The 24,824-nt window shown below is 57.3% G+C and carries 20 protein-coding genes; 9 read left to right on the top strand and 11 right to left on the bottom strand.

What is annotated here, in order from left to right:
* Positions 1-17: 17 nt before the first annotated feature.
* The 4 genes from BN874_RS02315 to BN874_RS02330 all read left to right on the top strand — a co-directional run bounded on the left by BN874_RS02315 (position 18) and on the right by BN874_RS02330 (position 3,451).
* Entirely contained in the window at positions 18-1,379 is a 1,362-nt protein-coding gene (locus BN874_RS02315; protein WP_034430600.1) for a tetratricopeptide repeat protein, read from the top strand.
* A 117-nt stretch (positions 1,380-1,496) separates the two neighbouring features.
* The gene (locus tag BN874_RS02320) at positions 1,497-1,754 is read left to right on the top strand and encodes an acyl carrier protein (RefSeq protein WP_034430601.1); all 258 of its coding nucleotides are present in this window, start codon (positions 1,497-1,499) and stop codon (positions 1,752-1,754) included.
* A gap of 9 nt (positions 1,755-1,763) precedes the next feature.
* Positions 1,764-2,567, top strand: coding sequence for a hydrolase 2, exosortase A system-associated (locus BN874_RS02325; protein WP_034430634.1), 804 nt, complete (start codon positions 1,764-1,766; stop codon positions 2,565-2,567).
* Positions 2,564-3,451 carry a hydrolase 1, exosortase A system-associated gene (locus BN874_RS02330; RefSeq protein ID WP_034430602.1) on the top strand — a complete coding sequence of 296 codons (888 nt, stop codon included), beginning with the start codon at positions 2,564-2,566 and terminating at the stop codon, positions 3,449-3,451. Before BN874_RS02325 ends, BN874_RS02330 begins: the two co-directional genes overlap by 4 nt.
* Here the strand turns inward: BN874_RS02330 and BN874_RS02335 are convergent.
* Positions 3,409-6,738: a VanZ family protein gene (locus BN874_RS02335; RefSeq protein ID WP_034430603.1), complete on the bottom strand. Its 3,330-nt coding sequence runs from the start codon at positions 6,736-6,738 to the stop codon at positions 3,409-3,411. The two genes, BN874_RS02330 and BN874_RS02335, sit on opposite strands and share 43 nt — an antisense overlap.
* Before the next feature lie 191 nt (positions 6,739-6,929).
* Here BN874_RS02335 and BN874_RS02340 point away from each other — a divergent pair, with 191 nt between their 5' ends.
* Entirely contained in the window at positions 6,930-9,443 is a 2,514-nt protein-coding gene (locus BN874_RS02340; RefSeq protein ID WP_034430604.1) for a heparinase II/III domain-containing protein, read from the top strand.
* Here the strand turns inward: BN874_RS02340 and BN874_RS26130 are convergent.
* Positions 9,397-11,478 (bottom strand): hydrolase, encoded by a 2,082-nt coding sequence (locus BN874_RS26130; RefSeq protein ID WP_320411441.1) that lies wholly within the window; start codon positions 11,476-11,478, stop codon positions 9,397-9,399. The two genes, BN874_RS02340 and BN874_RS26130, sit on opposite strands and share 47 nt — an antisense overlap.
* A gap of 107 nt (positions 11,479-11,585) precedes the next feature.
* The gene (locus BN874_RS02355) at positions 11,586-12,038 is read right to left on the bottom strand and encodes an ester cyclase (protein ID WP_034430605.1); all 453 of its coding nucleotides are present in this window, start codon (positions 12,036-12,038) and stop codon (positions 11,586-11,588) included.
* Between the two features lie 159 nt (positions 12,039-12,197).
* Here BN874_RS02355 and BN874_RS02360 point away from each other — a divergent pair, with 159 nt between their 5' ends.
* Both BN874_RS02360 and murB read left to right on the top strand, forming a co-directional pair.
* Positions 12,198-14,375 carry an acetyl-CoA hydrolase/transferase C-terminal domain-containing protein gene (locus tag BN874_RS02360; RefSeq protein WP_034430606.1) on the top strand — a complete coding sequence of 726 codons (2,178 nt, stop codon included), beginning with the start codon at positions 12,198-12,200 and terminating at the stop codon, positions 14,373-14,375.
* A gap of 263 nt (positions 14,376-14,638) precedes the next feature.
* Positions 14,639-15,667: a UDP-N-acetylmuramate dehydrogenase gene (gene murB / locus BN874_RS02365; protein WP_034430607.1), complete on the top strand. Its 1,029-nt coding sequence runs from the start codon at positions 14,639-14,641 to the stop codon at positions 15,665-15,667.
* 1 nt (position 15,668) lies between these two features.
* Here murB and BN874_RS02370 read toward each other — a convergent pair whose 3' ends face one another.
* Entirely contained in the window at positions 15,669-16,301 is a 633-nt protein-coding gene (locus BN874_RS02370) for an arylesterase (RefSeq protein ID WP_081756085.1), read from the bottom strand.
* Between the two features lie 101 nt (positions 16,302-16,402).
* Here BN874_RS02370 and BN874_RS02375 point away from each other — a divergent pair, with 101 nt between their 5' ends.
* Complete coding sequence (locus BN874_RS02375) at positions 16,403-17,101, top strand: ABC transporter ATP-binding protein (protein WP_034430638.1); 699 nt, start codon at positions 16,403-16,405, stop codon at positions 17,099-17,101.
* A gap of 2 nt (positions 17,102-17,103) precedes the next feature.
* Positions 17,104-19,623, top strand: coding sequence for an ABC transporter permease (locus tag BN874_RS02380; protein WP_081756086.1), 2,520 nt, complete (start codon positions 17,104-17,106; stop codon positions 19,621-19,623).
* A 7-nt stretch (positions 19,624-19,630) separates the two neighbouring features.
* Here BN874_RS02380 and BN874_RS02385 read toward each other — a convergent pair whose 3' ends face one another.
* From BN874_RS02385 to BN874_RS02415, 7 genes are all read right to left on the bottom strand, one after another.
* The gene (locus tag BN874_RS02385; protein WP_034430608.1) at positions 19,631-20,404 is read right to left on the bottom strand and encodes a cobalamin biosynthesis protein; all 774 of its coding nucleotides are present in this window, start codon (positions 20,402-20,404) and stop codon (positions 19,631-19,633) included.
* 30 nt (positions 20,405-20,434) lie between these two features.
* Positions 20,435-20,701, bottom strand: coding sequence for a type II toxin-antitoxin system RelE family toxin (locus BN874_RS02390; protein WP_034430609.1), 267 nt, complete (start codon positions 20,699-20,701; stop codon positions 20,435-20,437).
* On the bottom strand, positions 20,698-20,898 hold the full coding sequence (locus BN874_RS02395) for a RelB antitoxin-like protein (RefSeq protein ID WP_051497324.1): 201 nt from the start codon (positions 20,896-20,898) through the stop codon (positions 20,698-20,700). The genes BN874_RS02390 and BN874_RS02395 overlap by 4 nt, the downstream gene beginning before the upstream one ends.
* Before the next feature lie 25 nt (positions 20,899-20,923).
* Positions 20,924-21,649, bottom strand: a complete 726-nt coding sequence (gene cobI / locus BN874_RS02400; RefSeq protein WP_034430612.1) for a precorrin-2 C(20)-methyltransferase — start codon at positions 21,647-21,649, stop codon at positions 20,924-20,926.
* A complete protein-coding gene (cbiE, locus tag BN874_RS02405; RefSeq protein WP_034430613.1) occupies positions 21,646-22,893 on the bottom strand; it encodes a precorrin-6y C5,15-methyltransferase (decarboxylating) subunit CbiE in 1,248 nt (415 codons plus the stop codon). Before cbiE ends, cobI begins: the two co-directional genes overlap by 4 nt.
* Positions 22,893-23,540, bottom strand: a complete 648-nt coding sequence (locus tag BN874_RS02410; protein ID WP_034430614.1) for a precorrin-8X methylmutase — start codon at positions 23,538-23,540, stop codon at positions 22,893-22,895. Before BN874_RS02410 ends, cbiE begins: the two co-directional genes overlap by 1 nt.
* 107 nt (positions 23,541-23,647) lie before the next feature.
* On the bottom strand, positions 23,648-24,550 hold the full coding sequence (locus BN874_RS02415) for a sirohydrochlorin chelatase (RefSeq protein WP_051497325.1): 903 nt from the start codon (positions 24,548-24,550) through the stop codon (positions 23,648-23,650).
* Between the last annotated feature and the right edge of the window lie 274 nt (positions 24,551-24,824).

Here is a 24,824-nt window from a genome sequence, read left to right on the forward strand (position 1 = left end):
CTACCCAGTGAATGCCGATGAGTCGTAAACGCCACCACCGTCCGCCCCCGATCCGGCACCGGCAACCGCTCGATGTCCAACAGGCGTTGCCGATAGCGGTTAATCTGCTTCGCAGCGGGCAGTTGGAGGAGGCAGAACGACTGTATCGGTACATTCTTCAGATTCAGCCCGCAAATCCCGACGCCCTGCATTTTCTGGGCGTTTTACTCTATCAAGGCGGTGAAAGCGTAGAAGCGGTGCGTCTGATCGAACAAGCTCTCGTATATCAGCCTGATTACGCCGATGCCCATAACAATCTGGGAAATATCCTGAGCAGTCTGGGTCGATCTGCCGAAGCAGTGGCGGCTTATCGCCGGGCGATAGCTTGCTGCGCTGATTTTCCCGATGCCTACAAAAATCTCGGTGTAGCGCTGCGGCAACAAGGCCATTTGGCGGAAGCGATTGAGGTATTGCAGCAGGGAATCGCGATCAAGCCTGATTATGCTGACGCCTATTTCAGCCTGGGGCGGACACTGGCGGCGGACGACCAACCTGAGGCAGCGATTCAGGCACTCCAGGAAGGATTGCGGCATGACTCGCGTCAATCTGTCGGCTATCGGGAATTGGGCCGCATACTCTACGCCCTCAATCGAATCGAAGAAGCGGCTGATTGCTACCGGCGCTGGACCCGCCAGTATCCTGATGACCCTGAAGCCCGGCATCTACTGGCCGCGATCACCGGTGAAGATATTCCAGTCCGGGCGGCAGACGGTTATATGCAGGCATTGTTTGACCGCTTTGCCCACAGCTTTGATCAACAGTTGCAACGCTTGAATTATCAGGCCCCCAACTTGTTGGCGACAGCCATTGCGTCGCAACAGGAACCAAACTCGACGCTGCGCGTGTTGGACGCAGGTTGTGGCACCGGACTGTGTGGACCGCTATTACGCCCTTACGCGCACCACCTGACGGGTGTCGATTTATCGCCGCAAATGATTGCCAAGGCCCGAGCGCGTGAGGTCTACGATGGTTTGGTCATTGCCGAACTGACCGCTTTCATGCGGGAGCAAACCGAAGGTTTCGACCTAATTGTTTTTGCCGACACCCTGATTTACTTCGGCGATCTGGAACCCCCTTTGCGTGCTGCGGCAGGCGCGTTGTTACCGGGTGGGCTGCTGGCGTTCACAGTGGAGCGGCTGATGGACGAAACCGAAGGCTTTCACCTGAGTTCCAGCGGTCGCTATCTGCACTCGCAGGTCTACCTGGAGCGGATTTTGATGTCGGTTAATCTGACGCCGCTCTCTATTGTCCCTGCTGACTTGCGTTTGGAGCGACGACAACCGGTCGGTGGGTATGTCGTGCTGACCCGCAAGCTTTCCGATCTTGCGCCGGTAGGTTGATTGCTGGATTCTTGCCGACGGCAACGCTATCTTGACGCCCTTTTGATGCGCCCGGCGACGGGCGATCTTACCGTAGGGTGCGGTTCACTGGGTTTTTCACTTTGGGGGACAGTCTGGATGGTCGAATTCGATGATGTAAAGCGGTTGATCGGCGAGATCCTGCAATTAGGCGAACGAGTACGGACATTCGGGCCGGACACTCCGCTGCTGGGGAGTATCCCGGAGTTCGACTCGATGGCAGTGGTCACTCTGATCAACGCACTGGAGGAACAGTTTGGCATCCAGGTTGCGGATGACGAAATCAGTGCCGAGACGTTTGAGACTGTGGGCAAGGTTTACGAATTCGTGCGTGAAAAGGTTATGGCCGGGACTTGAGTGGCAGTGATTGAAGCATTTTTCCTGCCCGGAAGTCAGGGCGCACGGTTCGCGATCTATCATCCGCCGGCAGCCGGTGTCGCCGAGCGTGGCGGGGTGCTGTATGTGCCGCCGTTCGCCGAGGAGATGAACAAGGCGCGGCGGATGGTGGCGTTGCAGGCGCGGCGGTTGGCCGTTGCCGGTTTCGGGGTACTGATCCCCGATTTGTACGGCTGCGGTGACAGCGCCGGTGATTTCGCCGAGGCTCGTTGGGAAATCTGGCGGGATGATCTATCGCGGTGTCGCGACTGGTTACTCGGACGCGGCCATCATCGCCTCGTACTCTGGGGGCTACGGCTGGGGGCGTTGCTGGCGGCGGAACTGGCCGGCGACAGCACGACCCAGCGCTTGTTGCTGTGGCAGCCGGTGTTGGACGGTGAGCGATTTCTGCATCAGTTCCTGCGGTTGCGGCTGACCGCTGACCGGCTCAAGGGCGGCGATGAAACCATGGCCCGGTTGCAGGAAGTGCTGGCGGCGGGGCAAACGCTGGAAGTTTCAGGCTATGAACTGTCTCCTGAACTGGCGACAGCGATGAAACAAGCTCGATTGCAGGTGCCGCCTGCGGGTGGTTGGGTGGACTGGTTTGAACTGGTGAATGCGGTGAATCGGCCGTTGCTTCCGGCCAGCCAGCGGACCGTGGACGAATGGCGCACTAGCGGTGTGACGATTCATCCCCGAACTCTGGTGGGGGAAGCGTTTTGGGCGACTCAGGAAATCGCGACGGCGCCCGATCTGCTGGCGGCGACCGTCGCCGCACTGGTTGCAGAACGATGAACGCCCATCAGGAAAGCCCTCTCATCTTTGAATGCGAGGGTGCCCATTTGCTCGGAGTCCTACATGCGGGAAGCGCTAGTGCAACGTGCGGGATGCTGATCGTGGTCGGTGGGCCGCAATACCGGGTCGGCAGTCACCGCCAATTTGTATTGCTGGCCCGCGATCTGGCCCAGGCTGGAATTCCGGTGCTGCGCTTTGACTATCGCGGCATGGGCGATTCTGAAGGCGAATTTGCCGGTTTCGAGCAGATTGACGCGGATATTGCCGTCGCGGTGGACGCATTTTTTGCCCAGATTCCCGGCTTGAGGGAGGTGGTCATTTGGGGACTGTGCGATGCCGCCTCAGCGGCGTTGTTTTACGCTTGGCGCGATCCGCGCATTACTGGTCTGGTCTTGCTGAACCCGTGGTTACGAACCGAGGCGGGCCAGGCGCGGGCTTATCTTCGCCATTACTACCTTGCCCGGCTGATTAACCCAGACTTGTGGCGCAAGATCGGACGCGGCGAGTTCTCGTTTGCCACCGCGCTGCGCTCGTTACTGGCGCTGGTCGGACAGGTTTGGCGAGGTGAACGGGGGGGTAGTCAATCGGTGGTGGAGACGGCAACCGCAGTTCAGACGTCCGAACCCAATCAGCCGCCGTTGCCGGAGCGAATGGCGGACGGTCTGCGGCGTTTCAAGGGTCGGGCGCTGCTGATTTTGAGCGGCGACGATCTGACGGCGGCGGAATTCCGCGACACCGTCAAGGCATCGCGGCGCTGGCGGCGCTTGCTGGCGCAGCCACGGGTGACAATCCGGGAATATCCAGCAGCCAATCACACTTTTTCCTGCCGTGAATGGCGCGATCAGGTAGCGGCTTGGACGCGGGAGTGGCTGCGGAAGTGGTGAGGAGAGTGGACATGCGATAAGCTTTTTGGGATGCTTTTGCCTATCAGACCATGAGGCTTGACCATAGCTAACCAAGCAATAAGAAAGAACAGTAGGGTCATTCGTGGTTCGTCGAAGAGGCTGTCAGACAGGCCAATAGTGAGAAAGCCAGTGAGCGAAGCCATTAATAGTAATGCAAAGCTATCGCCAGTACAGATACGTTGGTATAAGGTGAAGAATAAATAAAAAAGCAGTATCGTAAATACAGTCAACCCCACCCATCCTTCTTCGAAAAGGATCTGTATCCAAAGATTTTTGCTGTGCCAAGCCAGATGACTATCTGTTGAAAAAAACCAATAATCTTGTCCAGCGCTGAAATCTCCATTTTTGATCAAATTATCTCCATCTGGTGTAGTCAGTTTTACATTATCGATATCCAGCACAGAACCTGATTGACCGTTATACAAAGCTATTTCCAAGGGATGTTGTGTGAACCACCGATGCCCCTTGCCTAAAGTACTGGGTTCAACAGTCGTTTGATAATGACTCCATTCTCCAATGGCAGCATTTTTTTTAATACTTATCCAATTACAATTGAACGAATACAAAACTGATTTCTCGCAGATTGGCGTTGTTAAAACACCGTTTCTTACATTACTGCGCAGATCCATACTCAGTGTATAGGAATCGCCATCAGATAAATTAATTCGTTGCCCCATGTAAAGAGATTCCCCCGAACCCAAGCGTAAAAACTGATTTTCTTTTTCTATCAAATATTGATAGGTTGTAGGAATAAAATTTTGATTGCTTTTCAAGAAATAAGTGCGTGGAAAGCTACCCTTTCCCATCCCAAAAAAAGCTGTTGTCCAGTTGTCGTTCATTATGGATAAAGTTAGATGCCAGTGTTTAAGACGAGTCTCCAGGGATTCAGTGGTGCTGGAGAAGCGTTCTTGTATGTAAGATCCTCTTAATACCGGTAAAACTATGATGATGGTTAAAACCAGAATAATTCCACTGATTAATAAAGTACGCCCGATTTTTCGGATGTGTTTAATAAGAAGAAGAAGAGTGCCACAGCATAATACCAGCCCTGTAAGAGTAAAAGATAAGTAATCAATTCTCGAAAATGTAACTAGAATACCATAAAGAGCTGCCGAAAAAATTCCGATACCTATCAGGCTAATTATGTATCCTCCTGATAGGAAACAGGTAATAATTAAAGGTAAAGCAGTGGCCAAATAACCATCAATAAAGGCACCACCAGTGTGCATACCAGAGAATAAAGCAGTGACTCGGTAATCAAGGTCAAAGTTAAACAGACCGGAGAACATCATACGTTCCCAAGCGATTACGAATGACGTTCCTGCAAGACCGATTAGCATGCCGATTGAGAACAGATGACTGACGGGGGTTCCCTGTCGCACTTCCTGTCGCAACAGGGGTAGTAGGAACAGTGCCCACCAAAACCCCTTACTAACACGCAAGCTATTATAAGTACTATAGTAATTACTGAAGGCATTGGCGTCTAATGGCGCTGGGGGAAAAAGGCCGATGGCCGTGCTAATTAATTGGGTTAAAACGACTATACCGATGATGAAGCCAGTTCGTGGAAACAGTATCTGCTCGCTGGTTATCAGTGGTGAACGCCACCAGACGATGGCGATAGTCAACAAGATGACTATATCGAATTCGTTAAAGAAGAAACGGCCTGACCAGAACGTTAAATCCAGAATCGGCAGCAGAGCTGGGATCGCCACTAGCCATGCGGCAGGATAACGCCAAAGTAATAAGGCGTAGAGGGCGAGACCAATAGCTAGCCAGATAGGCTCAAGGGGATAGAGGGAGACCGCAAAGATCACAATTCCCAGCAAGGAGAGAGCGAAAAGACGCTGTACTGGCAACATCCAGAAAGCGACTGTTATCTGGTTTCCTTTATCTAAAGTAGTAACAGCCTCAGTAGTATTGGGTGTAATCGATTTAAGTGATTGCGGTACGGTATTCTGGTTCCAGCGCCTTATCCAGGATGCGATGATATAGCTCAATATCGCACTGGTAATGGCAATCAGAATATTAGTCAGATCCGGATGTTTAGACAGAAACAACTTGCCTGTTTCCATGATAAGGGCGCAACCGCCTGCCAACAATGCAGGCATCAACAGGCGATCAGATCGTCGCGGCAAGGCGCGCCAGAACCATAGACCAAGCCCGATAGGAACATAGCTCCCAGCAACATAAATCAGGCTGCTCAAAGCTTCAGCTTCAGGCACGTAATAATGGTAGTAGAAGGGCAGTAACTGCAATTCATTCATCTGATGTACAGCCGCTTGCCAGGAAAACCACGCTTGGCTAAACCATCCATTCAGAGCTGCCAGCAAGATCAAATAGGGCAGTATCAAAAAGCTGATCCCGACTTTAATAGTAGCTTGGGATAGCCATATTGGCTTTTTCTGATGGCGTTTAAGCAACCATAGCCCCAAACCCATTCCTAGGGGGCGAGTCAATAATGAAAGCCCTTGGCTGATTCCAGACACTTCAAAAAACTTGATCAGTTCAATGGAAATGCTGATAATTAGCCCAAAGATAAGCACATTGCGGACAGTGGTTGATTTATGAGTTTCCCACAGCAAACCGAGTAGAATACCGATGGGCATATTGACAATAACTACTGCAAAATTTTTTGCTAAACAGCGCAGAGTGAAATTACATTCACTATTTGCCATCAAGTTGCCTAATTTTCTGTATAAAATATCAAGAGATAGAATGAAATCAAAAGGAAGAAGGCAAAATATAATATAACCAATTACGTAAAAAATCAATGCGGAAAATATGGCGGGCTGCCCGCCATTGCGGATAGATTGCCAAGCATTTATAAAACGGTTTCCAAACAGTATCCAAAGAATAACGCCTAATACTACACCACTGAATTCGGCAATAATATCGTTGAGAGAAACGGTACGTGGTGGAAAGTAAATCTGGAAAAATTCTATACTCACTATTACCGTACCATAGAAAATTAATGTAAAAAAAACACCTAACAATTTTGCTAATTTACTTGTTTGATAACTATGTAAGTAGCCACACATAAAAAATGCGGGGGGGATGTACATAAGCAGGTTACCTTCCCAGCCCGCTCTGGATTTTAAATAGGGTATATGTTGAAAAAAATCCCATACTTCATGTAAAGAAAATTTGGATGAAAAGTTGAATGGAATGAAGTTGGCGTAAATAATTACAATCAGAAAAAATAAACTAATCAGAAAGAATAAAAGATTAGGTGTGGAAGCAGCCGAACGGAATCTATTAACCATAAAATACTCGCTACTGTGTCTCCAGAAACGCTGGAATCTATTGTTCCAGCTAATTCGGCCCGCCACGGCTAGCACCCGACGACAAAGCCGAGATAGCCGCTGCAGATGCCGAGTTCCCCGGCTTTTAGTACGGCTTCCGGGCGCTAAATTAAACCAGCAGGATGATCGCGACAATCGCGAGATGACGCTCAATGAGAGGAAAGCGGCGTAATCAACCACAAAAGAGCAAGCGACCGCAATGCAACGAGGGATCATCGCACCCCACGCTGCGTCCGCTGTGGTGGGGCTACGCGACCGGCCTGACGATGTTCATGCTGCTGGTGGGCGGAAGCATAGAGTACATTCCCACCCATTATCCAGTGACATTGCGACAGTTGGCGCAACGCGGCCTTGAATGGACACAGATGAATCCGCCTTGGCTGGTGGCGGCGCTGAAGCCGGGGCCACGTTATCGCGATCATCTCTTGGATGGACAAGTGCGCGCAGCCCACCCGCGAATTGTGTTGCCCGAACTGGCCGAAGGGTCAGGTGAGGGCATACCAGCGGTTCTGGCAATTCGCGAGGCGGGTTATCGCCAGCGTGGTTTGAATCCGCCTGGTGCGGCTTGCAGTGGCGGTGATATGCCCGCACTGGCGGCCTGCTGGGTCAGCACCGGCGATCCGAAGTCCGCGCAACGATTATTAACGGTGCTGCGGCAATTTGCGCCGACAGTTTCATCGACGACGAGCGGCGATCAAAGCGGCGCTTGTTGGGAAGCTGCGCTGGCCTATGATCTGCTGCATCGCTACTCAGGGTTGACTAATGAGGATCGGCAGCGCATCGAGATCGGTCTGGAAAGTGTGCTGGGTAAAACGCTGGAACAACTGGATGATGACAGCCCATCGCTGTGGCACGGGCGCAGCACTCTAGCCGCTGACGCCTGGTTATGTGCCGTTGTGCTTGATCCGACCGATGCGGCGCGGGAACAACTGGTCGCCCGGGCGCAAGGCCATTTTCTTGAAACGATCAAAGCGCTCGAACTCACCGAAGGCTGGCCGGAAGGTTACAACTACTGGATCAATAGCCGGGCGTTCCTGATCGCGCTGGCCGGATCGGCCTACCTGAACGGGCTGGAGCGCGGTGTCGAGGGCGACCGGGTGCGCCGCGCCTTGCGTCGAGTCGGCTACTGGACGCTGTACGCCACCCGCCCGGATCACCGGATCGAAGCGTTAGGCGATGAAGGTCCCCGGGTGGATTTGAAGGATGAAACTCGGCGGGTGATCGATCTGATCGCTCAGGTGACTCACGATCCGGTGCTGGCCGCCTACTCGGCCTTTCTAGGTCAGTTACACGGCGCGGAGAGCTACTACCGCGATTATCGCTGGGGCTTTCGCCTGTTCAACGATCCGAGCTTGGCACCAGTGCCGGGAGCCGGTATCGCTGGCTTGTTCAGCGGCCTTCCCAGCGCCGAACTATTCGGGCGCAACGCCCTGAATCTGGCCTACATCCGTTCCGGTTGGACTCCCGATGCGACGTTTATCAGCTTCCGGGCCGGCGACGCTTTTACCCATCATGGTCATTATGACGCCGGCCATTTCAGCCTGTTCAAGGGTGCGCCGCTGGCGATCAACAGTGGCGCCTATGGCGGATTTTTCAGTCCCAACCGGCTTAATTACGCAATTCGCAGCATCGCCAAAAATACCCTGCTGATTTTGCGACCCGGCGAGAAGGTGCAGCCTAACCGCTTTTTCGCCGACAACGTTGCGGATGGCGGCCAGCGAGTCGTGCTGCCTACCGGTAGCGCTATTCGTGATGTTCAGCACTGGCTGGATAACCGGGACAAAGGCTTGCATCTGGAAGGCGGGCGTTTGGAGCGCTTTGAGCATCGCGAAGGCGATTACACCTATATTGCTGCCGATTTGGCGGCGGCTTACAACACTCCAGCCCATGATGAAGGCGGCTGGGGAGGCAAGGTCGAACAGGTCGAGCGGCAACTGCTGTATCTACCGGGCGAGGATCGCCTGCTGGTCCGCGACCGGGTACGGGCGGTCAAGGCCGACTTCGTTAAAAAATGGCTGCTGCATACCGTCGAACAACCCCAAGTTGAAGGGATACGGGTACTCAAGGGTGATCGTGGCAACGGGATTCTGGAAAGCAATAGCGATATGGCGTTGGTGCAAAACGGGCGTGGCTGGCTGACTGTGCAGCGCATCTTGCCCCAAGACGCGGTTATCCGTCTGGTCGGTGGCCGGGATTATCAGTACTACGTGGAAGCCGATGGCGATGATACGCAACTGGACGGGGTGAATTTCAATCAGGGCGCCAGTACCCAGCCGTGGTTCGATATTGGAATGTGGCGATTGGAAATTCAGCCGGGCGCGCTTCGGCCAGAGGATGCGTTTCTGATGGTGCTGACTCCGGCGCTGGGTGCGCCGCGCCGGGCCAGGGCCGCGCCCTTGTCATTGGAAGGCCGATCTGGAAGCGGAGTGTTGACCGAGGCATCCGCTGCCGTGTTTCTGGATAAGCCGGCCGGCGGTGAGTTGCGGTTGACGTTGCCAGCGGCGATCCAAACGATCCGAGTGATTGGATTACCGCCGCTGGCCCGCGTGGAACTACGGTCGGAGAGCGGGGCAACGCCGCCCATTGAACAGACTGCGAGTAGCGGCGGGGTGGCGGTATTCAGTTCGTCAACGCGGCAGGGACGGCTGGTTCTGCGCTGGCCGTAGCGGGAATTTGTGCCACCCACTGGGTCTCCAGAAACGCCAGAATTCGCTGTTCCAGCCAATATTCGGCCTGCCACGGCCAGCGTCCGCTGACGAAACCGACATGGCCGCCGTTTTGGCTGAGTTCCAACTGAACGCTGGGCGCAAGTTCTCCGGTTTCCGGCACGGCTTCCGGGTACATGAACGGATCATCCAGCGCATGCAGGATGATCGTCGGCACGCGGATGTGCTTCAGGTAGGGCCGGCAACTGGCGCGGGTGTAGTAATCGTGGACGCCGGCATAACCGTGCAGGGGCGCAGTGATACGGTCGTCGAAGGCGTAGAAATCCTGGATCGCCGCCAGCCCAGCCAGCGTCACCGGACCATCCGAACGCCAGTGAAACTTGTCGCGATAACTGCGTTTCAGTTCGCGTAGCAGGTGGAACTGATAAAGCCGTGAAAAGCCTTTGCCTAAGCGCCGGGCGGTTAGATCAAGCACGAACGGTACTGAAACCGCCGCCGCAGCACATACGGGCGTAGCGGCGCCTACTTCACCCAGCCACTTGAGCAAGGCGTTACCGCCCAGCGAGTAGCCGATGATCGCGAGCGGTGTGGCCGGTTCCCGCTGCCGCAGCCAATCTACAATGTGGGCAATATCGCGGGTGTCGCCGGCGCAATAGCCCCGCGCCAGCCGGTTGGGCTGGTTGCCGCAGCCGCGAAAATGCATGACTACACCGCGCCAGCCGTGCCCCGTGATCGCCGCCAGCAAGCCGAGAACGTAATGGGAAGTGCTGGATCCTTCCAGCCCATGCAGAATGAGTACGAGCGGTCCCTGTTCGCCGCCGGTCCAGTCCAGATCCAGGAAATCGCCATCGGGTAATTCCAGTCGTTCGCGGCGCAAGGGCAAGCGCGGTCTCCGCCGACACAGCGCCGGCCATAAGGTCTGGGCATGGGGGCTGGGCAACCACCAGGCTGGTTGAAAATCAGATGGAGAAGCTGATCCCGCATCTGGAACCGCAACCGCCTCCTCGGCGATCTCCGGGCCGAGCAGGATGGCCAGGGGGCGGGTATGAGGGTTCGCGTCCAGAGCGATGACGGCAGCGGCGGTCAGGGGTACCGCGAGGAACATGCCCACGGTGCCGAACAGCCAACCCCAGAACAAGAGCGAAATAAAGATCGCCAGAGTGGAAACGCCGAGACCCTTGCCCATGATCCGCGGCTCGAGAACATTCCCGATTGCGGTATTGATCACGAGATAGCCGACTGCCACGAGCAGCGCCGTCTGTAGATCGATCTGCACCAGCGCGAGCAAGACCGGAGGGATCATCATCACGATGTTTCCGACCACGGGCACGAAATTCAAAAAAAACGCCAGCACCACCCAGAGAATGGCGAAATCGATGCCGAAAAACCGCAACAGCAACCAAACGCAAAACGCAGTGCCGAGGCTGGTCAGGGTTTTGATCTGCATGTAGCGGTTAATGGTCTCCAGTAGCCGCTTCAGGCGTGCGTCGCCCACTTCGGTCAAATGAAAGGCTGCCCGCAATTTGGCGGGGATTGTAGGGGTCTCAAGCAGGATAAAGATGGTAGTGAGCAGGACCAGGAAACCCATCGCGAAGATGCTGCTGGCGTTGGACAGGAACAGTCTGACGCCGTGAGCCAGCTTATTTGGATCCAGCAGGTCGGGTATCGCCTCGCGGGAGCCACTGGCGCCCACGCCCTCCAACCAGCCGCCGAATTGGTCACTGAGCGTTATGAACCGCTCTTGATAGGTCGGCAAGCTGTCCCTGAATCCTTCCACAGCCCCGGTGGTCACCAGCGCGAGCAGGCTGCCGACATCGAGCAGAATCAAGATGATCACCATTAAGGCGGCCCACTTGGGGATTCCGCGCCTGCGCATCCAACGCAATATCGGGGTCACAACGATGGCAATGAACACCGCGAGCAGGATGGGTACAAGAATCGGCGCAGCGGACTCAAGGACGGTTACCACCAGGGCGAAGGCCCCGGCGACGAGCAAGGCGCGGGCCGGAGCGCTGAATGTGCGGTTGGATGTCAAGGGTTTCTCTCCGTAACTAACTGACATATAAAATTTTCCTGTTTTAGTTGTGAAATTCACCGTAGCACACGCTTTCAGCCCGTCAACTTATCACGGGTTCCGATTCATTAAATGCGCATGGACAATGATTGGAACACGTCTTCGGTCATGCCCTGCAACATGCTCAGGGCGTCCCAATCGTCCCAGGATTCCAGAATGCGACCATTCTCAATCCGGTGAAAGCTCATACCGGTCACGGACATCGTCTCCCCGCTGGGGGCAATCCCCATGAACTCACCCCGGTGCGTACCGTAGGCAATCCAGCGGGTGGCGATTTTGTTGCCCTCGGCAATTTGATCCTGGATTTCAAAGCGGGTGTCGGGGAAAGAGCAGTGGTACATCGCGATCAACTGCTTGAACGCTTCAGTGCCGTGAACCGCATCCGGCAAAGTGGCAATGTGACCGACATAATCCGGTGCGAGGATTTCGTCCGCGACGGCCAGATTGCCCTGACTCCAGATGGCCTCGAAATTGCGCCGGACCAAGGCTTTGTTGGTGTCCAACGTGCTGTTCTCTGACATTGACGGCTCTCCTTCAGGATGAGGTTCTGCGTGGTGCGGTGATCAAGTGTGCGAGTTAGTGTAATCCGTTCCCTACAGGCTCGCCACGGAACCGAACCGGGGAGAACTGCTACAATTTGGTCACCCGCACCATCATCCACCGACCGGAGAGATCGGATCATGCCGCAACCAAGCCCATCGTATTTTCAGGATGTCGAACGCTGCGTTGAGGAAATTATCGCCAGAGTCGGCCAGCAGATCGTACTCGGCATTCCGCTGGGGATTGGCAAACCGAATCCATTAGTGAATGCGCTCTACCGCCGGGCGAAGGTCGATCCTTCTCTGCATCTTAGGATTCTTACTGCGATCACTGTTGAGACCCCCAAGGGTTCCAGCGATCTGGAGCGGCGGTTTCTGGAACCGTTCGTAGCGCGGGTGTTCGGCAATTACCCGGATCTGGAATACGCGGTTGACCTGCGTACCGGCCGGGTGCCCTCCAATGTCGAAGTTGGCGAGTTTTTCTTCAAGCCGGGTGGCTTTATGAACGTGCCGATGCAGCAGCAGAATTACATCAGCACCAACTACACTCATGCTGCTCGAGATCTGATGGACAACGGCATCAACGTGCTGGCGCAACTGGTCGCCGAGCGTGAAGTGGATGGCGAACGCTGGTTCAGCCTGGGGAGCAATCCCGATGTGACCCTGGATTTGTTGCCGATGGTCGAAGCGGCTCGCCGCCAAGGCCGGACGATGGTGACGATTGCCGAGGTCAATCATGAAATGCCGTTTATGTACCACGACGCCATGATTCGCCCCTCCGCATTCGATCTGGTACTCGATCATCCTGGCTACGATTTCCGGCTGTTCGGCCCGCCCAATATGGCGGTGGATCATGCGGATTACCTGCTGGGCTTGCAGGCCAGCGCCCTGATTCGCGACGGTGGCACCTTGCAGATCGGCATCGGCTGTCTGGGCGATGCCATCGTTTATTTCTGCCAGTTACGACAGCAGCAAAACGCGCTTTACCAACGGATGCTGACCGATCTGCATGTGTTGGAACGCTACGGCGATCTGATCCAGCGCATCGGCGGCGTTGAGCCGTTCGAGCAGGGGCTGTATGGCGCCAGCGAGATGTTTGTCAATGGTTTCCTCTATCTCTATCGGGATGGCATTCTCAAGCGCCGGGTTTACGACAGCATCCCGCTTCAGCGCCTGCTGAATGAGGGGGCAATAACGGAAGCGGTTGATGAACCGACCTTACGGGTGTTGCTGGAACGCGGTGTGATTCCAACCCAACTGACCGCGAAGGATTTCGAGTTTCTACGCCGCTTCGGGGTTTTGAATGATCGGGTTCGCTACCAGGACGGTCAGTTGCTCATTGGCGAAACGACGCGGGTTTCCGCCGATCTGGATCAACCGGAAAGCTGGGCGGCGATTATCACCCACGGACTGGGCCAGCGGCTCCAGGGCGGGATCGTGATGCATGGCGGTTTCTTCATGGGACCGGGCAGCTTCTACCAGGCGCTACGCACCATGCCCGAAGCAGAAAGCCGGCAGATTTGCATGACCAGCGTGAAGCGGGTGAATCACCTTTACGGCAACGAAGAACTGGCGGTTTTGCAGCGGCGCGATGCCCGCTTTATCAACACCACGATCATGGTCACGCTGTTGGGTGCGGCGGTGTCCGATGGCCTGGACAACGGCCAGGTGATCAGCGGCGTAGGCGGTCAGTACAACTTTGTGTCCATGGCCCACGAACTGCCGGGCGCCCGTTCCATTCTGATGCTGCGTAGCACCCGGGAGAGCGGACTGACCTCCACCTCCAATATCGTCTGGAACTACGGCCACATCACCATCCCACGCCATTTGCGCGACATCGTGATTACGGAATACGGGATCGCGGATTTGCGGGGCCGGCCTGACAAAGAAGTGATCACCGCCTTGCTCAATGTTGCCGATTCGCGTTTTCAGCCGGAGTTGCTGGAGAAAGCCAAACGGGCCGGCAAAGTTCCCCAGGATTACCAAATCCCGCCGCAATACCGTCAAAACACCCCGGGCCGGATTCAGGCACAGTTGGCCTCCTACAAGAAGACGGGGTTATGCCCGGATTTTCCACTGGGCACCGACTTTACCGAGGAAGAAATCATCCTGGGGCGGGTACTAAAGGGACTCAAGGTGCGGTTAGCGACCAAGGGGGATTTAATGAAGACTATTGTTCGAGCGATGACGGTCGGTGCAACCCCCGACGCAGCCAAACCTTATTTGGCCCGCCTTAAACTCGATCAACCGAGTGGACAGAAGGAGAAGATGATTCAGAAACTCATCGTTTCCGAATTGATTGCTGGCGGTCATGTCTGAGACGGTTTAATCATATGGTGCTTCGAGGGTTTCTGTGGAGCGGATGTCCAAAGACGGATGGTGGCCCCCGCTGTGCTGGTTCGCGGTGGGGTGGATACCGATGAAAATCCCGCTATTCTTGATGAGCGATCCACCGAAAGTCTTATTTATGAGACACTAAGCCCCGGTTTCCACAAAAACTTGTTAGGGCGAGACTGTAGGCTTTAATTCCCTATCCTGATCGGGTTGGGCCACCGTTACCTACCCGTTGCATTGACTACTCCATGATCTTGCCCGATTTCGTCCAGCGCGATGTGGCGCTGGATCGCCTCAATACCTTTGCATTGCCTGCCCGCGCAGCCTGGTTTGCGGATGTTGCCGAACCGGCGCAACTGGCAGCGCTGACCCGTGCTCCCGGCTGGCGCGAGCTCCCATGCTTTGTCCTCGGCGGCGGTAGCAATCTGCTGCTGACTGGCGATTTCGACGGCCTGGTGTTGCATGTCTGCATTCCCGGACGGGAATTGATCGCGGAAGAGGCTGACGTCTGGATCGTGCGCGCCGGGGCGGGGGAGAACTGGCATGAGTTCGTGCGCTGGACGCTGGAACAGGGTTGGCCGGGGTTGGAAAATCTGTCGCTGATTCCCGGCACGGTCGGCGCTGCCCCAATCCAGAACATCGGCGCGTATGGCCTGGAAATGGCGGAGCGGTTCCAATATTTGGAAGCGCTGGATTTGGCGACGGCGAAAACGGTCATTTTCGACCGCGCCGCCTGCCAATTTGGCTACCGGGACAGTGTGTTCAAACGTGCAGCCGCCGGACGGTATTTGATTAGCGCGGTGACGTTCCGGCTTCCCAAATCCTGGCAACCGATCACTCGCTATGCCGATGTGACGCGAGAACTGGAAACCCTTGGCGTCACCCATCCGACCGCGACCGACGTTTCCGATGCAGTCATTGCGATCCGCCGTCGCAAACTGCCGGATCCGGCGCAGATCGGTAACGCCGGCAGTTTCTTCAAGAATCCGGTGCTGGATGCAGAGGCCTTCCGGCGGTTCATCACCCGTTACCCGGACGCGCCCCATTATCCGCAACCGGATGGCACGGTAAAGCTGGCCGCCGGCTGGTTGATCGAATACTGCGGCTGGAAAGGGCGGAATCTTGGACCGGCAGGCGTCTATGAGCAGCAGGCGCTGGTGTTGGTCAATCGTGGCGGAGCGCGGGGTGAGGATGTGCTGCGGCTGGCGCGGGCGATTCAGGACTCGGTGCAGACGACGTTCGCCGTGGCGCTGGAATCGGAACCGGTGGTGCTGTGAGTTATTTTAATACCGGTTCCAATACCGGCCAGACGTTATCCAGAATTCGCGGCTGGGCGTTAGTGCGAGGATGCAGCCCGTCCTCCTGAATCAGTGCCGGATTGCCGGCGACACCCTCCAGCAGGAACGGAATCAGCGTAATGTCATGCCGCTTCGCCAGTTCACTGAATGTCGCCTGAAACTTTTGCGTATACAGCGGGCCATAATTCGGCGGAATCCGCATCTCTGTCAGCATCACCTGTGCGCCTGCCTGTTGCGACAGTTCAATGATTCGCGCCAGGTTGGCGGTCATCGCCATCAGCGGTTGCCCGCGCAGCCCGTCATTGGCGCCCAGCTCCACAATGACGATCGTGGGGCGGTCGCGCGTTAATGCCGCCGGTAGCCGGCTCAGCCCGCCGCTGGTGGTGTCGCCGCTAATGCTGGCGTTCACCACCCGATGCGGAAAGCCGCGTTCCGCCAACCGGCGTTGCAGCAGGCTGACCCAGCCTTGCTCGGCGGGGATGCCATAGGCCGCGCTTAAACTATCGCCCAGCACCAGAATTGCGGGCGTCTCGGCCTGAACCGGAGCGCCTAGCAAAGCCGCCAGCCACAGCAGCCACAGCGGAAGCCCATATGAACCATTCGTTTTTATCATCGGTTTCAATCCAGGCCAGCCCATTACGGCCAGCGCAACCAGCGGGCGCCAGTATAAGCGTAACGGCTGTATCCGCAGCGGACAATCCGACCGCTGATTGGATGGTGCGGGCGGAGCAACTGGGTAAACAGGTGATCAGCCCGGAAGGACCGCTGCTCATCCTTGATGATATTAACTTCACCATTGGGCGCGGTGAAAGTGTGGCGGTAGTCGGGGCGTCCGGTTCCGGCAAATCCACCCTGCTGAGTTTGTTGGCGGGTCTGGATGTGCCGAGCAGTGGCCGGGCGTGGCTGGCGGGTGCCGATCTCGGCAGTTTGGATGAAGACGGTCGCGCCCTGCTGCGGGCGCAACGGGTCGGTTTTGTGTTCCAGTCTTTCCAATTGCTGAATGGTCTGACCGCGCTGGAAAACGTGTTGTTGCCGTTGGAACTGGCCGGTCAGCCCGACGCCCGCCGGCAAGCGCTGGAATTGTTGGAGCGGGTCGGCCTCAAGGCCCGCGCCCGTCACTATCCGACCCAACTGTCGGGCGGCGAACAGCAGCGTGTCGCCATTGCCCGCGCCTTTGTCGGTAATCCCGATGTGCTGTTCGCGGATGAACCCACCGGCAATCTTGACCAAAAAACCGGTCATCGCATTATCGAACTGCTGTTCATGCTTAATCGGGAACAGGGTACAACCCTGATTCTGGTTACCCATGACCCGGAACTGGCCGCCTATTGCGACCGGATTCTGGAACTGGACGACGGTCGGCTACGCCAGGAGCAGCCGGCATCGCCTTCTCAAAGCAATGTGGAGTCGTGACGATGGCGCTCCTGCCCCACCAAAACTGGCCGGCCCTGATTCGCATGGCTCGGCGCGCCTTGCGCCGTGACTGGCAATCCGGTGAATTGCGGGTGCTGGCGGTGGCGTTGTTGATTGCGGTCGCCAGTGTCGTTGCCGTCGGCTTTTCCAACGACCGCATTCAGCAAGCGATGGAGCGCAAGGCCAGCGAACTGCTGGGCGCGGATTTGGTGGTCGCTGCGCCGACGCCCATTCGGCCGTTACTGGCGGAGGAGGCGCAACGCAACGGTTTGGCAACCGCTGCGACTCTGAGTTTCCCCAGCGTGATCGTGGTCGGCGACGTGACGCAACTGGCCGAAGTCAAAGCGGTCGGCCCCGGTTATCCGCTGCGAGGCGTGCTACAAGTCAGCGAGCGGCCCTTTGCGCCGCCCCGCACTGTGACCGCGATCCCCGATCCCGGCCAGGTCTGGCTGGATGAGCGGTTGTTGCAAACCCTGAATCTGCATGTAGGTGATGGGGTAGACCTGGGTTCCCGGAGCTTTCGTATCGCACAAGTGCTGGCTTACGAGCCGGACCGGGCCGGTGATCTATTCAGCATCGCTCCGCGCCTGATGATGAATCTAGCGGATGTACCTTCGACCGGGCTGGTGCAGTTGGGCAGCCGGGTTGAGTACCGGTTACTGCTGGCGGGTGAGCCGGCGGCGGTCGAAGCGTTCAAGACCTGGGCTAAATCCCGACTGGCTGCTGGCGAAAAATTGCAAGGCGTGCGCGACGCCCGCGCCGAACTAAGGGCGGCGCTGGAACGGGCGCAGCGCTTTTTGAATCTGGCGGCGCTGGTCAGCGTGATTCTGGCCGGGGTTGGCGTCGCTATCGCTGCCCGCCGCTTCGCTGCCCGGCATTGGGATAGCGTCGCCATTTTGCGCTGCGTGGGCGCGACGCAAGCGCTGGTGACGCGGCTGTTTCTGTTGGAGTTACTGATGCTGGCGGTGCTGGCCGGCGCGGCGGGTCTGGCGGTCGGCTATCTCGCTCAGTACGGTTTGAGCGGCCTGCTGGGTCAACTGGTTAGCAGCACTGAGCTACCCGCGCCGTCGTGGGTTCCGATCCTGCCGGCGCTGGCCACCGGTTTCGTGACCCTGATCGGCTTCGGCTTGCCGCCGCTGTTACGGTTGCGGGACGTGCCGCCGCTGCGAGTGTTGCGCCGCGATCTCGGCCCGGTCAATCCGCGTTTGCTGGCCTTGTACGGTCCTGCCGTGGCAGCGACCGCTGCGTTGCTGATCTGGCAGGCGGGCGACTGGCGGCTGGCGCTGTATGTTTGCGCCGGCGTCGCCGGAACGGTGGTCGTGCTGGCGCTGGGAGCCTGGGGTCTGGTCAAGGCGCTGAATTTGTTGCGGGGCCGGGTTGGCGTGGCCTGGCGCTTCGGGCTGGCGAATATCGCCCGGCGTGGTCCGGGCAGCGCGGTGCAGGTGGTGGTGTTGGGGCTGGGCTTGATGGCGCTGTTGATGCTGACTCTGGTGCGCACCGATCTGCTGACCAGTTGGCGGTCCAGCCTGCCTGCCGATGCGCCCAATCATTTTTTGATCAACATCCAGCCGAATGAAGTCGCCGGGGTTAAAACTTTCTTGGGCGAACGCGGTTTGAGCAGCGTCGAATTGTTCCCGATGGTGCGCGGGCGGTTGATAGCGATCAACGGTCGAGCAGTAACGCCGGACGATTACACGAATCCACGCGCTCAACGCCTGGTGGCGCGGGAGTTCAACCTGTCCTGGACCGACCGCTTGCAGGAGGATAACCGCATTCTGTCCGGACGCTGGTGGAACGCTGGCGATCACGGTCAGGGCGTCGCCTCGGTCGAGATCGGCTTGGCGAAGGATTTGGGCATTGCTCTGCACGATACTCTGCGGTTTCAAATGGCCGGGCAGATGCTGGAGGCCAAGGTTTCCAGTCTGCGCAGTGTCGAGTGGGATTCCTTCCGGGCCAACTTTTTCGTGGTCTTCCCTTCCGGCGTGCTGGACGGCTATCCGGCGACTTGGATCACCAGTTTTCATCTGCCCGCCGGGCAAAAGCCGTTGCTGGCGGAACTGGTGCGGCGCTATCCCTCGGTGACGGTGCTGGACGTGGAGGCGCTGATGACCAAGGTTCGTGACATCATGGATCGGGTGATCTCGGCAGTTGAATACGTGTTCCTGTTCACACTGGCGGCGGGGTTGGTGGTGTTGTATGCGGCGATTCAGGCGACCCAGGACGAGCGCCGATTCGAGAGCGCCGTGCTGCGGACTCTTGGCGCACGGCGGGCGGTGGTGCGGCAAAGCCTGCTGGCGGAATTTGCGACGCTGGGGTTATTGGCGGGCGTCCTCGCCGCCGCTGCCGCATCCCTGCTGGGCTATGTGCTGGCGACGCACCTGTTTGATTTTCCTTACCGCTGGAGTCCGTGGATTTGGCTGCTGGGCAGCGGTGCAGGCGTGATCGGGGTCGGGCTGGCGGGTTTGCTCGGAGCGCGGTCGGCGCTGAGTCAGCCGCCGTGGCGGGCGTTGCGGGAACTTTAGGCATTCATCAGAGATTTACATACACCCTGGCTATGGCCAACGTCGCATCGGCATTCTTTTGCTTGGGAATAATCAGTTCTGCCAGGTATTGGTGATGAATCAGCCGTTCGGCGTGAGCCAATGCCGCAGCTTCCGCGACTCCATAACAGCCGGTTTCCCGGAATACGATTTCGGATTTGCGGCTGAGTCGGTCGCCGTATTCATTCAGGGCGGCGGCGGAATAGAAGTGAATGGGCACTTGCAGCGTTTCGGCCAGTTGATGCAATCCCAGTTCGTCCTGCTTTAATTCGATACTTGCCAATGCGCGTAGCTCGCTGCGTTGCAAGCCGTGGCGGATTAAAGTCTGGTCGATGAGCGCCAGCAGCGGTTGCAGCGGACAGCCGCGATTGCAGCCGAGGCCCGCGACCAGTAGCGGTTGGGTATAGCGTTGCGCGCCGGTAATCACCGCTTGCGCGCCCAGCCATTCGCTGACCTGTCGCGCCCATTCATTCGCGCCGCCTTCGTGGCCGGACAGAATCGGCACCACAAAGCGCCCGTGTTCATCCAGCACCAGCACTGCCGGATCCTGATATTTGTCGCGCAATACCGGCGCTAGAGTTCGCACTGCAATCCCCACCGCGCCGATTAGAATCAGTCGGTGGCCGGCCAGGAAACGCTCGCGCACCAAACCTTGAAACGGTTGCGGTCGGTGTAGATGCTCGGCGTCCGTCAGGAATTCCCGCAATCGTTCCGCCAGTGCCAGACCGGGATCAGTCAGGCTGATGAGGGTGATAAGGGGCATTCTCGGAGTTGTTCCTTTATTTATCCAAAATTAGGGAAAAAATTTATCAATCTCTTTTCTGTCCATAACAACTTTCAAGATTAAATTATCTCCCTCAGTTCTTATGCCCACGCGATAGGAACCAAACCGTACTTTATAAAAGTCACTATAGCCTTGCATTTTCTCAATTTTTCCTATTTCAGCAATAGAATTAGCCAGTGGTAAATCTTCAAATGAAAATTTTTCTATCTTGACCCTTGTATCGGAAGGTATCTGTGCAAGCTGTTTTAGAAACTTCTTTTGGTAAATAACATTCATTCAGCTTTTTCCAGACTTTTGTAGTAGTTTCTTGCTTGATGAATATCGAGTGTTTCTTCATATCCATCGGACAACATAAATTGTACAAGCCCATAATTTTCCAAGATTTCTTCTATTTTTTCAAAAATCTCCATGTCAAGTTGAACGGCGACCTTTCGGTTGTTCTCATCCACAATATACTTTCGATCTATTTGCATGATTTTATAACCTTATCCAAATGGCTTAATCCACTAATCCGGTGCCTAGCCGATTCTCCGCCCTCACCACCAAAAACAGCGCGAAATACGGCCCCGGCGTGGCGGGGATTTCCTCGAAGGATTCGATAATCCGTTGCCCGGTCCGGCTGGCCTGCTCGATATACAGCACATCATCGGCGCGACCCGTTTCCCGCAGCAGTTCCAACAGACGTGGGCGATGCCGGCCCGGCTTGAGAATTGCCACGCTGTCACTGTCGAGCAAAGTCCGCCGCAATACCTCGTCGCCGGCGGTGGCAGGAATAACGGTCAATCGCTGTTCGCCGGTGATTAACGGAGTCGCGGCGGCAGCGGCGGCGGCGCTGACCGAGTTGATGCCGGGAATCACTACGCAGGGAAAGCGGTCGCCTAACCGCTGCAACAAATAGCTGAAGCTGCCATAAAACAGCGGATCGCCCTCGCACAAGATCGCCACATCCTGCCCGGCGGCCAATTCCTCGGCGATGACGAGGGCGGCTTCGTCGTAACCCTGATTGACCGGGCCGCGATCCAGCATGCAGGGCATGGCAATCGGAATTTCCCGCTTGTCGTCCAGCCATTGCGCGGCGATGTCGCGGGCCTGGGCGCTGCCTTGCGGCGTGGCAGGGTAGGCAATGACCGGGACGCTTTGCAGAATGCGCACCGCCTTGAGGGTCAGCAATTCCGGGTCGCCGGGTCCGACGCCAACGCCATACAGAGTGCCAGTTGAATTCATTCGAGCTTCTCCAGTTTCATTAGCAACACCGGCAAATAGGGACGCATCACCCGCTGACCGGCCAGCCGTTCGCTGCGGGCGATGCTGAGTTCGGTCCATTCCGCCGCGCGGTCGCCAGCGAAGCTATGTAGTTCCACCCGGCTGTCCTCGGTAACGGCGCTGGCTACCAATCGCCCGCCGGGTTGCAGCCGTGCCCAGACGGCGTCCAGCATCTCGTGCAGACTGCCGCTGCTGCCGCCGATGAATACCGCGTGCGGATCGGGCAGATTCGCCAGTGCTTCCGGGGCGTGGCCGGGAACAATATGCAGGTTGGAGACGACTCCGAATCGCTCGCGATTGATGCCCAGATGCTCCAGCCGTTCCGGGTGACATTCGACGGCGTGAACGCTGCCCGAAGGATTCCAGCGCGCCCATTCCACCGCTACGCCGCCGCAGCCCGCGCCCACATCCCAGCCGACTTCGCCGGCGCGTGGCGCGAGCAGCGAGAGGATGGTCAAGCGCACCTCGCGCTTGCTCAACAAGCCCTTGCCGGGTTCCGCTCCGGTGCTGAATCGCTCGTCAGGAATGCCGGGGAATTCCGGCAATATCCCGCCGGCTCCACGGGTTTCGAAAATAATGACGTTGAGCGGAGAAAATTCAGCATCAGCCATCGCCAGATCAACCGCGCGAAAGCAACGAAACCGTTCGGGCGGCGCACCTAAGTCTTCAGCGACCCAAAGTTCTGATTCAGCGAAGCCGGTTTCAATCAGAATCCGGGCGATGGATGTTGGTGAACTGTCGCGGTCGGTGAGCAGTGCATACAGCCGGTTGCTCTGCAACACGGCGCGCAGGCTGGCGAGGGGTCGCCCGTGCAGGCTGACTATTTGTGCCTGATTCCACGGGCGGCCCAGCCGGGCGAATGCCGCCTGAATACTGGACACGTTGGGATGAAACAGCAGATGTTCCGGCGGCAGGTGACGAAGCAGGGTGCTGCTAATCCCATAAAACAGCGGATCGCCGGAGGCCAGCAGCGCGATCCGACGGTCGGCGTTGGCGCGCAGCATTTCCCATAATCCACTCATCGGACTGGGATACGGGCGCTTTTCCGCAGCCAAACCCGGGAAGGCAGCTAGATGATGCGCAGCGCCAATGATCAATTCCGCCTGTTCCAGCGCCGTTTGCGCCGCATGACTGAACGCGCCAGCGGCCATGCCCATGCCGATAACCTGCACCGGCGGACCGGGCCAGTCGGACAGGACGCTCATCAGAACCGAATCCCGTTCGCCATCCGCGCCAGGGCGTTGAGAGTGGCAGCGGCCAGACTGCTACCGCCGCGCCGCCCCAACAGAGTGATGCAGGGAGTTTGAAACTCGGTTGGGGCCACCTCCCATAACGCCTGCTTGGATTCGGCGGCATTGATGAAACCGACCGGCATCCCGATGACCAGCGCCGGACGAGGTGCGCCATCATCCAGCAGATCCAGTAACCGGAACAGTGCAGTTGGCGCGTTGCCGATGACCACTATCGAACCAGCCAGATGCGCCGGCCATTCCTCCATCGCCGCCATGGTGCGAGTCTCGCGGGCCAGCCGGGCGCGGTCGATCACCGCAGGGGCATTCAAGAAGCAAAGCACCGGGCTGTGCAGGTAACGCTTGCTGATGCCGTGACTGACCATTTCAATATCGCACAGCACGTCGGCACCTTTCTCCAGCGCCGCCAGTCCTGCCACGACTGCGCCGGGGCTGAAGTGAAGATCGCGAACAATGTCGGGATCGCCGGAAGTGTGAATCAGCCGCATCGCCACCTGTTGTTGATCGGCATCGAAGCGGGACAGGTCGGTGATCTGGCGAATCTGTACGAACGACTGGCGCTCGATTTCATCAGGATCGCAGAGATAGTCGAAGCGGGGCATGGCGGCTCCAGATTGCTCTCTTTTCCCGCAAGTGGGAAAAGGGTCGGGGGTGAGGGTTCGTTTCTCCCTTCGCTCTCTGGGAGAGAGGTCGGGGGTGAGGGTGGTGTTTAATGATGATGTCCGTGTTCGTGATCATGATGATCGTGATCATGTCCAGTTTGCGGTGCGCCCTGCCAGTCCTCGCGGCCAATGACGGGTGTCCGGTAGGAACAGAACTGACAGTTCATCCAGGCCTCGCCGTATTCGGCTTCCGCTAACCGGTCCAGGAAGGTTTCGACCACCAGCGGATGCGCGTTCAAATAGGGCGCGACCACGGCTTGAATGTCGGGATGACGATCCTGATAGGCGGCGACCGTGGCGCGCACCTGCTCGACCAAGCGACCGGTGAACAGCAGATAGGGAAAGACTACCACCCGCGGGAAACCGAGCCGGTGCGCACGTTCCAGCGCATCAGCCATCAACGGCGCGGCGACGGCGGTATACGCCGTTTCCGCCCAGCCGAAGCCCATGCCTTCCCATAATATCCGGGTGATTTTGCTGATGTTGGAATTGGCGTCAGGATCGGAACTGCCGCGCCCGATGACCACCAGCAGTGTGTCCCGCCGGTCGTAGTCTGGTCCGAATTCGATCTCAATACTTTCGATCCGCTCGCGAGCGACCCGCAACAGTTTGGAATGAATACCTAAATCGGCGCCGAAGGTAATTTCCAGCTCTGGATGCTCAGCCTGAAAGGCGTTCAGGATTGCCGGGATGTCATTCTTGACATGACCGGCGGCCATCAGCAGCGCTGGCAGGGCGGTGATGCGGCGGAAGCCCTGTTGCCACAGCGTTTCCAGCGCTTCGGGCAGGCCGGGTTCAACCAGTTCCAGAAAGCCGGCCAGACAGGTGCGGTCGGGTAGCGCCTGTCGCAATTGCGCAGCCAGGCTATGAAATTCGGCGACGCCGGCGGCGAGCCGGGTGCCATGACCGATGAGCAGGACGGCGGGGTGGGAGGAGGGCGATGGGTTCATTGGCGTCGTTCTGGTTCGGTAGGGGGTCGGGTATCGTGGAATTATAGGCGCAAACTTTGGTCCGTCGTGGTTGAGCTTTTGGCAGTTCTGAAATTTTATAAATTATTGAATTGATTGTCCGTGGGCGGCTTCAGCCCGCCCGAAGGGCGCTCGGCCCGTGGTGCAAACCACCGGCTTCCAGCCGCCTTCTCTTCCAGTCGGCGGTTTAGCCCGCCGATAGTCAACCCACCAGCTTCTAGCTGGTGGTAATTGAGATAAATATCAATTAGTTAAC

Origin of the sequence: Candidatus Contendobacter odensis Run_B_J11, assembly GCF_000531125.1 — a bacterium.
GTDB classification, from domain to species: Bacteria; Pseudomonadota; Gammaproteobacteria; order Competibacterales; family Competibacteraceae; genus Contendibacter; species Contendibacter odensensis.

Coding starts and splice junctions, on each gene's coding strand:
- cbiE (WP_034430613.1), bottom strand. CDS start 22,893: ATGAGCGTCCTGTCCGACTGGCCCGGTCCGCCGGTGCAGGTTATCGGC.
- BN874_RS02415 (WP_051497325.1), bottom strand. CDS start 24,550: ATGAACCCATCGCCCTCCTCCCACCCCGCCGTCCTGCTCATCGGTCAT.
- BN874_RS02380 (WP_081756086.1), top strand. CDS start 17,104: ATGGCGCTCCTGCCCCACCAAAACTGGCCGGCCCTGATTCGCATGGCT.
- BN874_RS02370 (WP_081756085.1), bottom strand. CDS start 16,301: ATGATAAAAACGAATGGTTCATATGGGCTTCCGCTGTGGCTGCTGTGG.
- BN874_RS02340 (WP_034430604.1), top strand. CDS start 6,930: ATGAGAGGAAAGCGGCGTAATCAACCACAAAAGAGCAAGCGACCGCAA.
- BN874_RS02320 (WP_034430601.1), top strand. CDS start 1,497: ATGGTCGAATTCGATGATGTAAAGCGGTTGATCGGCGAGATCCTGCAA.
- BN874_RS02360 (WP_034430606.1), top strand. CDS start 12,198: ATGCCGCAACCAAGCCCATCGTATTTTCAGGATGTCGAACGCTGCGTT.
- BN874_RS02315 (WP_034430600.1), top strand. CDS start 18: ATGAGTCGTAAACGCCACCACCGTCCGCCCCCGATCCGGCACCGGCAA.
- BN874_RS02390 (WP_034430609.1), bottom strand. CDS start 20,701: ATGAATGTTATTTACCAAAAGAAGTTTCTAAAACAGCTTGCACAGATA.
- BN874_RS02335 (WP_034430603.1), bottom strand. CDS start 6,738: ATGGTTAATAGATTCCGTTCGGCTGCTTCCACACCTAATCTTTTATTC.
- BN874_RS02395 (WP_051497324.1), bottom strand. CDS start 20,898: ATGCAAATAGATCGAAAGTATATTGTGGATGAGAACAACCGAAAGGTC.
- cobI (WP_034430612.1), bottom strand. CDS start 21,649: ATGAATTCAACTGGCACTCTGTATGGCGTTGGCGTCGGACCCGGCGAC.
- BN874_RS02355 (WP_034430605.1), bottom strand. CDS start 12,038: ATGTCAGAGAACAGCACGTTGGACACCAACAAAGCCTTGGTCCGGCGC.
- BN874_RS02330 (WP_034430602.1), top strand. CDS start 2,564: ATGAACGCCCATCAGGAAAGCCCTCTCATCTTTGAATGCGAGGGTGCC.
- murB (WP_034430607.1), top strand. CDS start 14,639: ATGATCTTGCCCGATTTCGTCCAGCGCGATGTGGCGCTGGATCGCCTC.
- BN874_RS02375 (WP_034430638.1), top strand. CDS start 16,403: ATGGTGCGGGCGGAGCAACTGGGTAAACAGGTGATCAGCCCGGAAGGA.
- BN874_RS02410 (WP_034430614.1), bottom strand. CDS start 23,540: ATGCCCCGCTTCGACTATCTCTGCGATCCTGATGAAATCGAGCGCCAG.
- BN874_RS02385 (WP_034430608.1), bottom strand. CDS start 20,404: ATGCCCCTTATCACCCTCATCAGCCTGACTGATCCCGGTCTGGCACTG.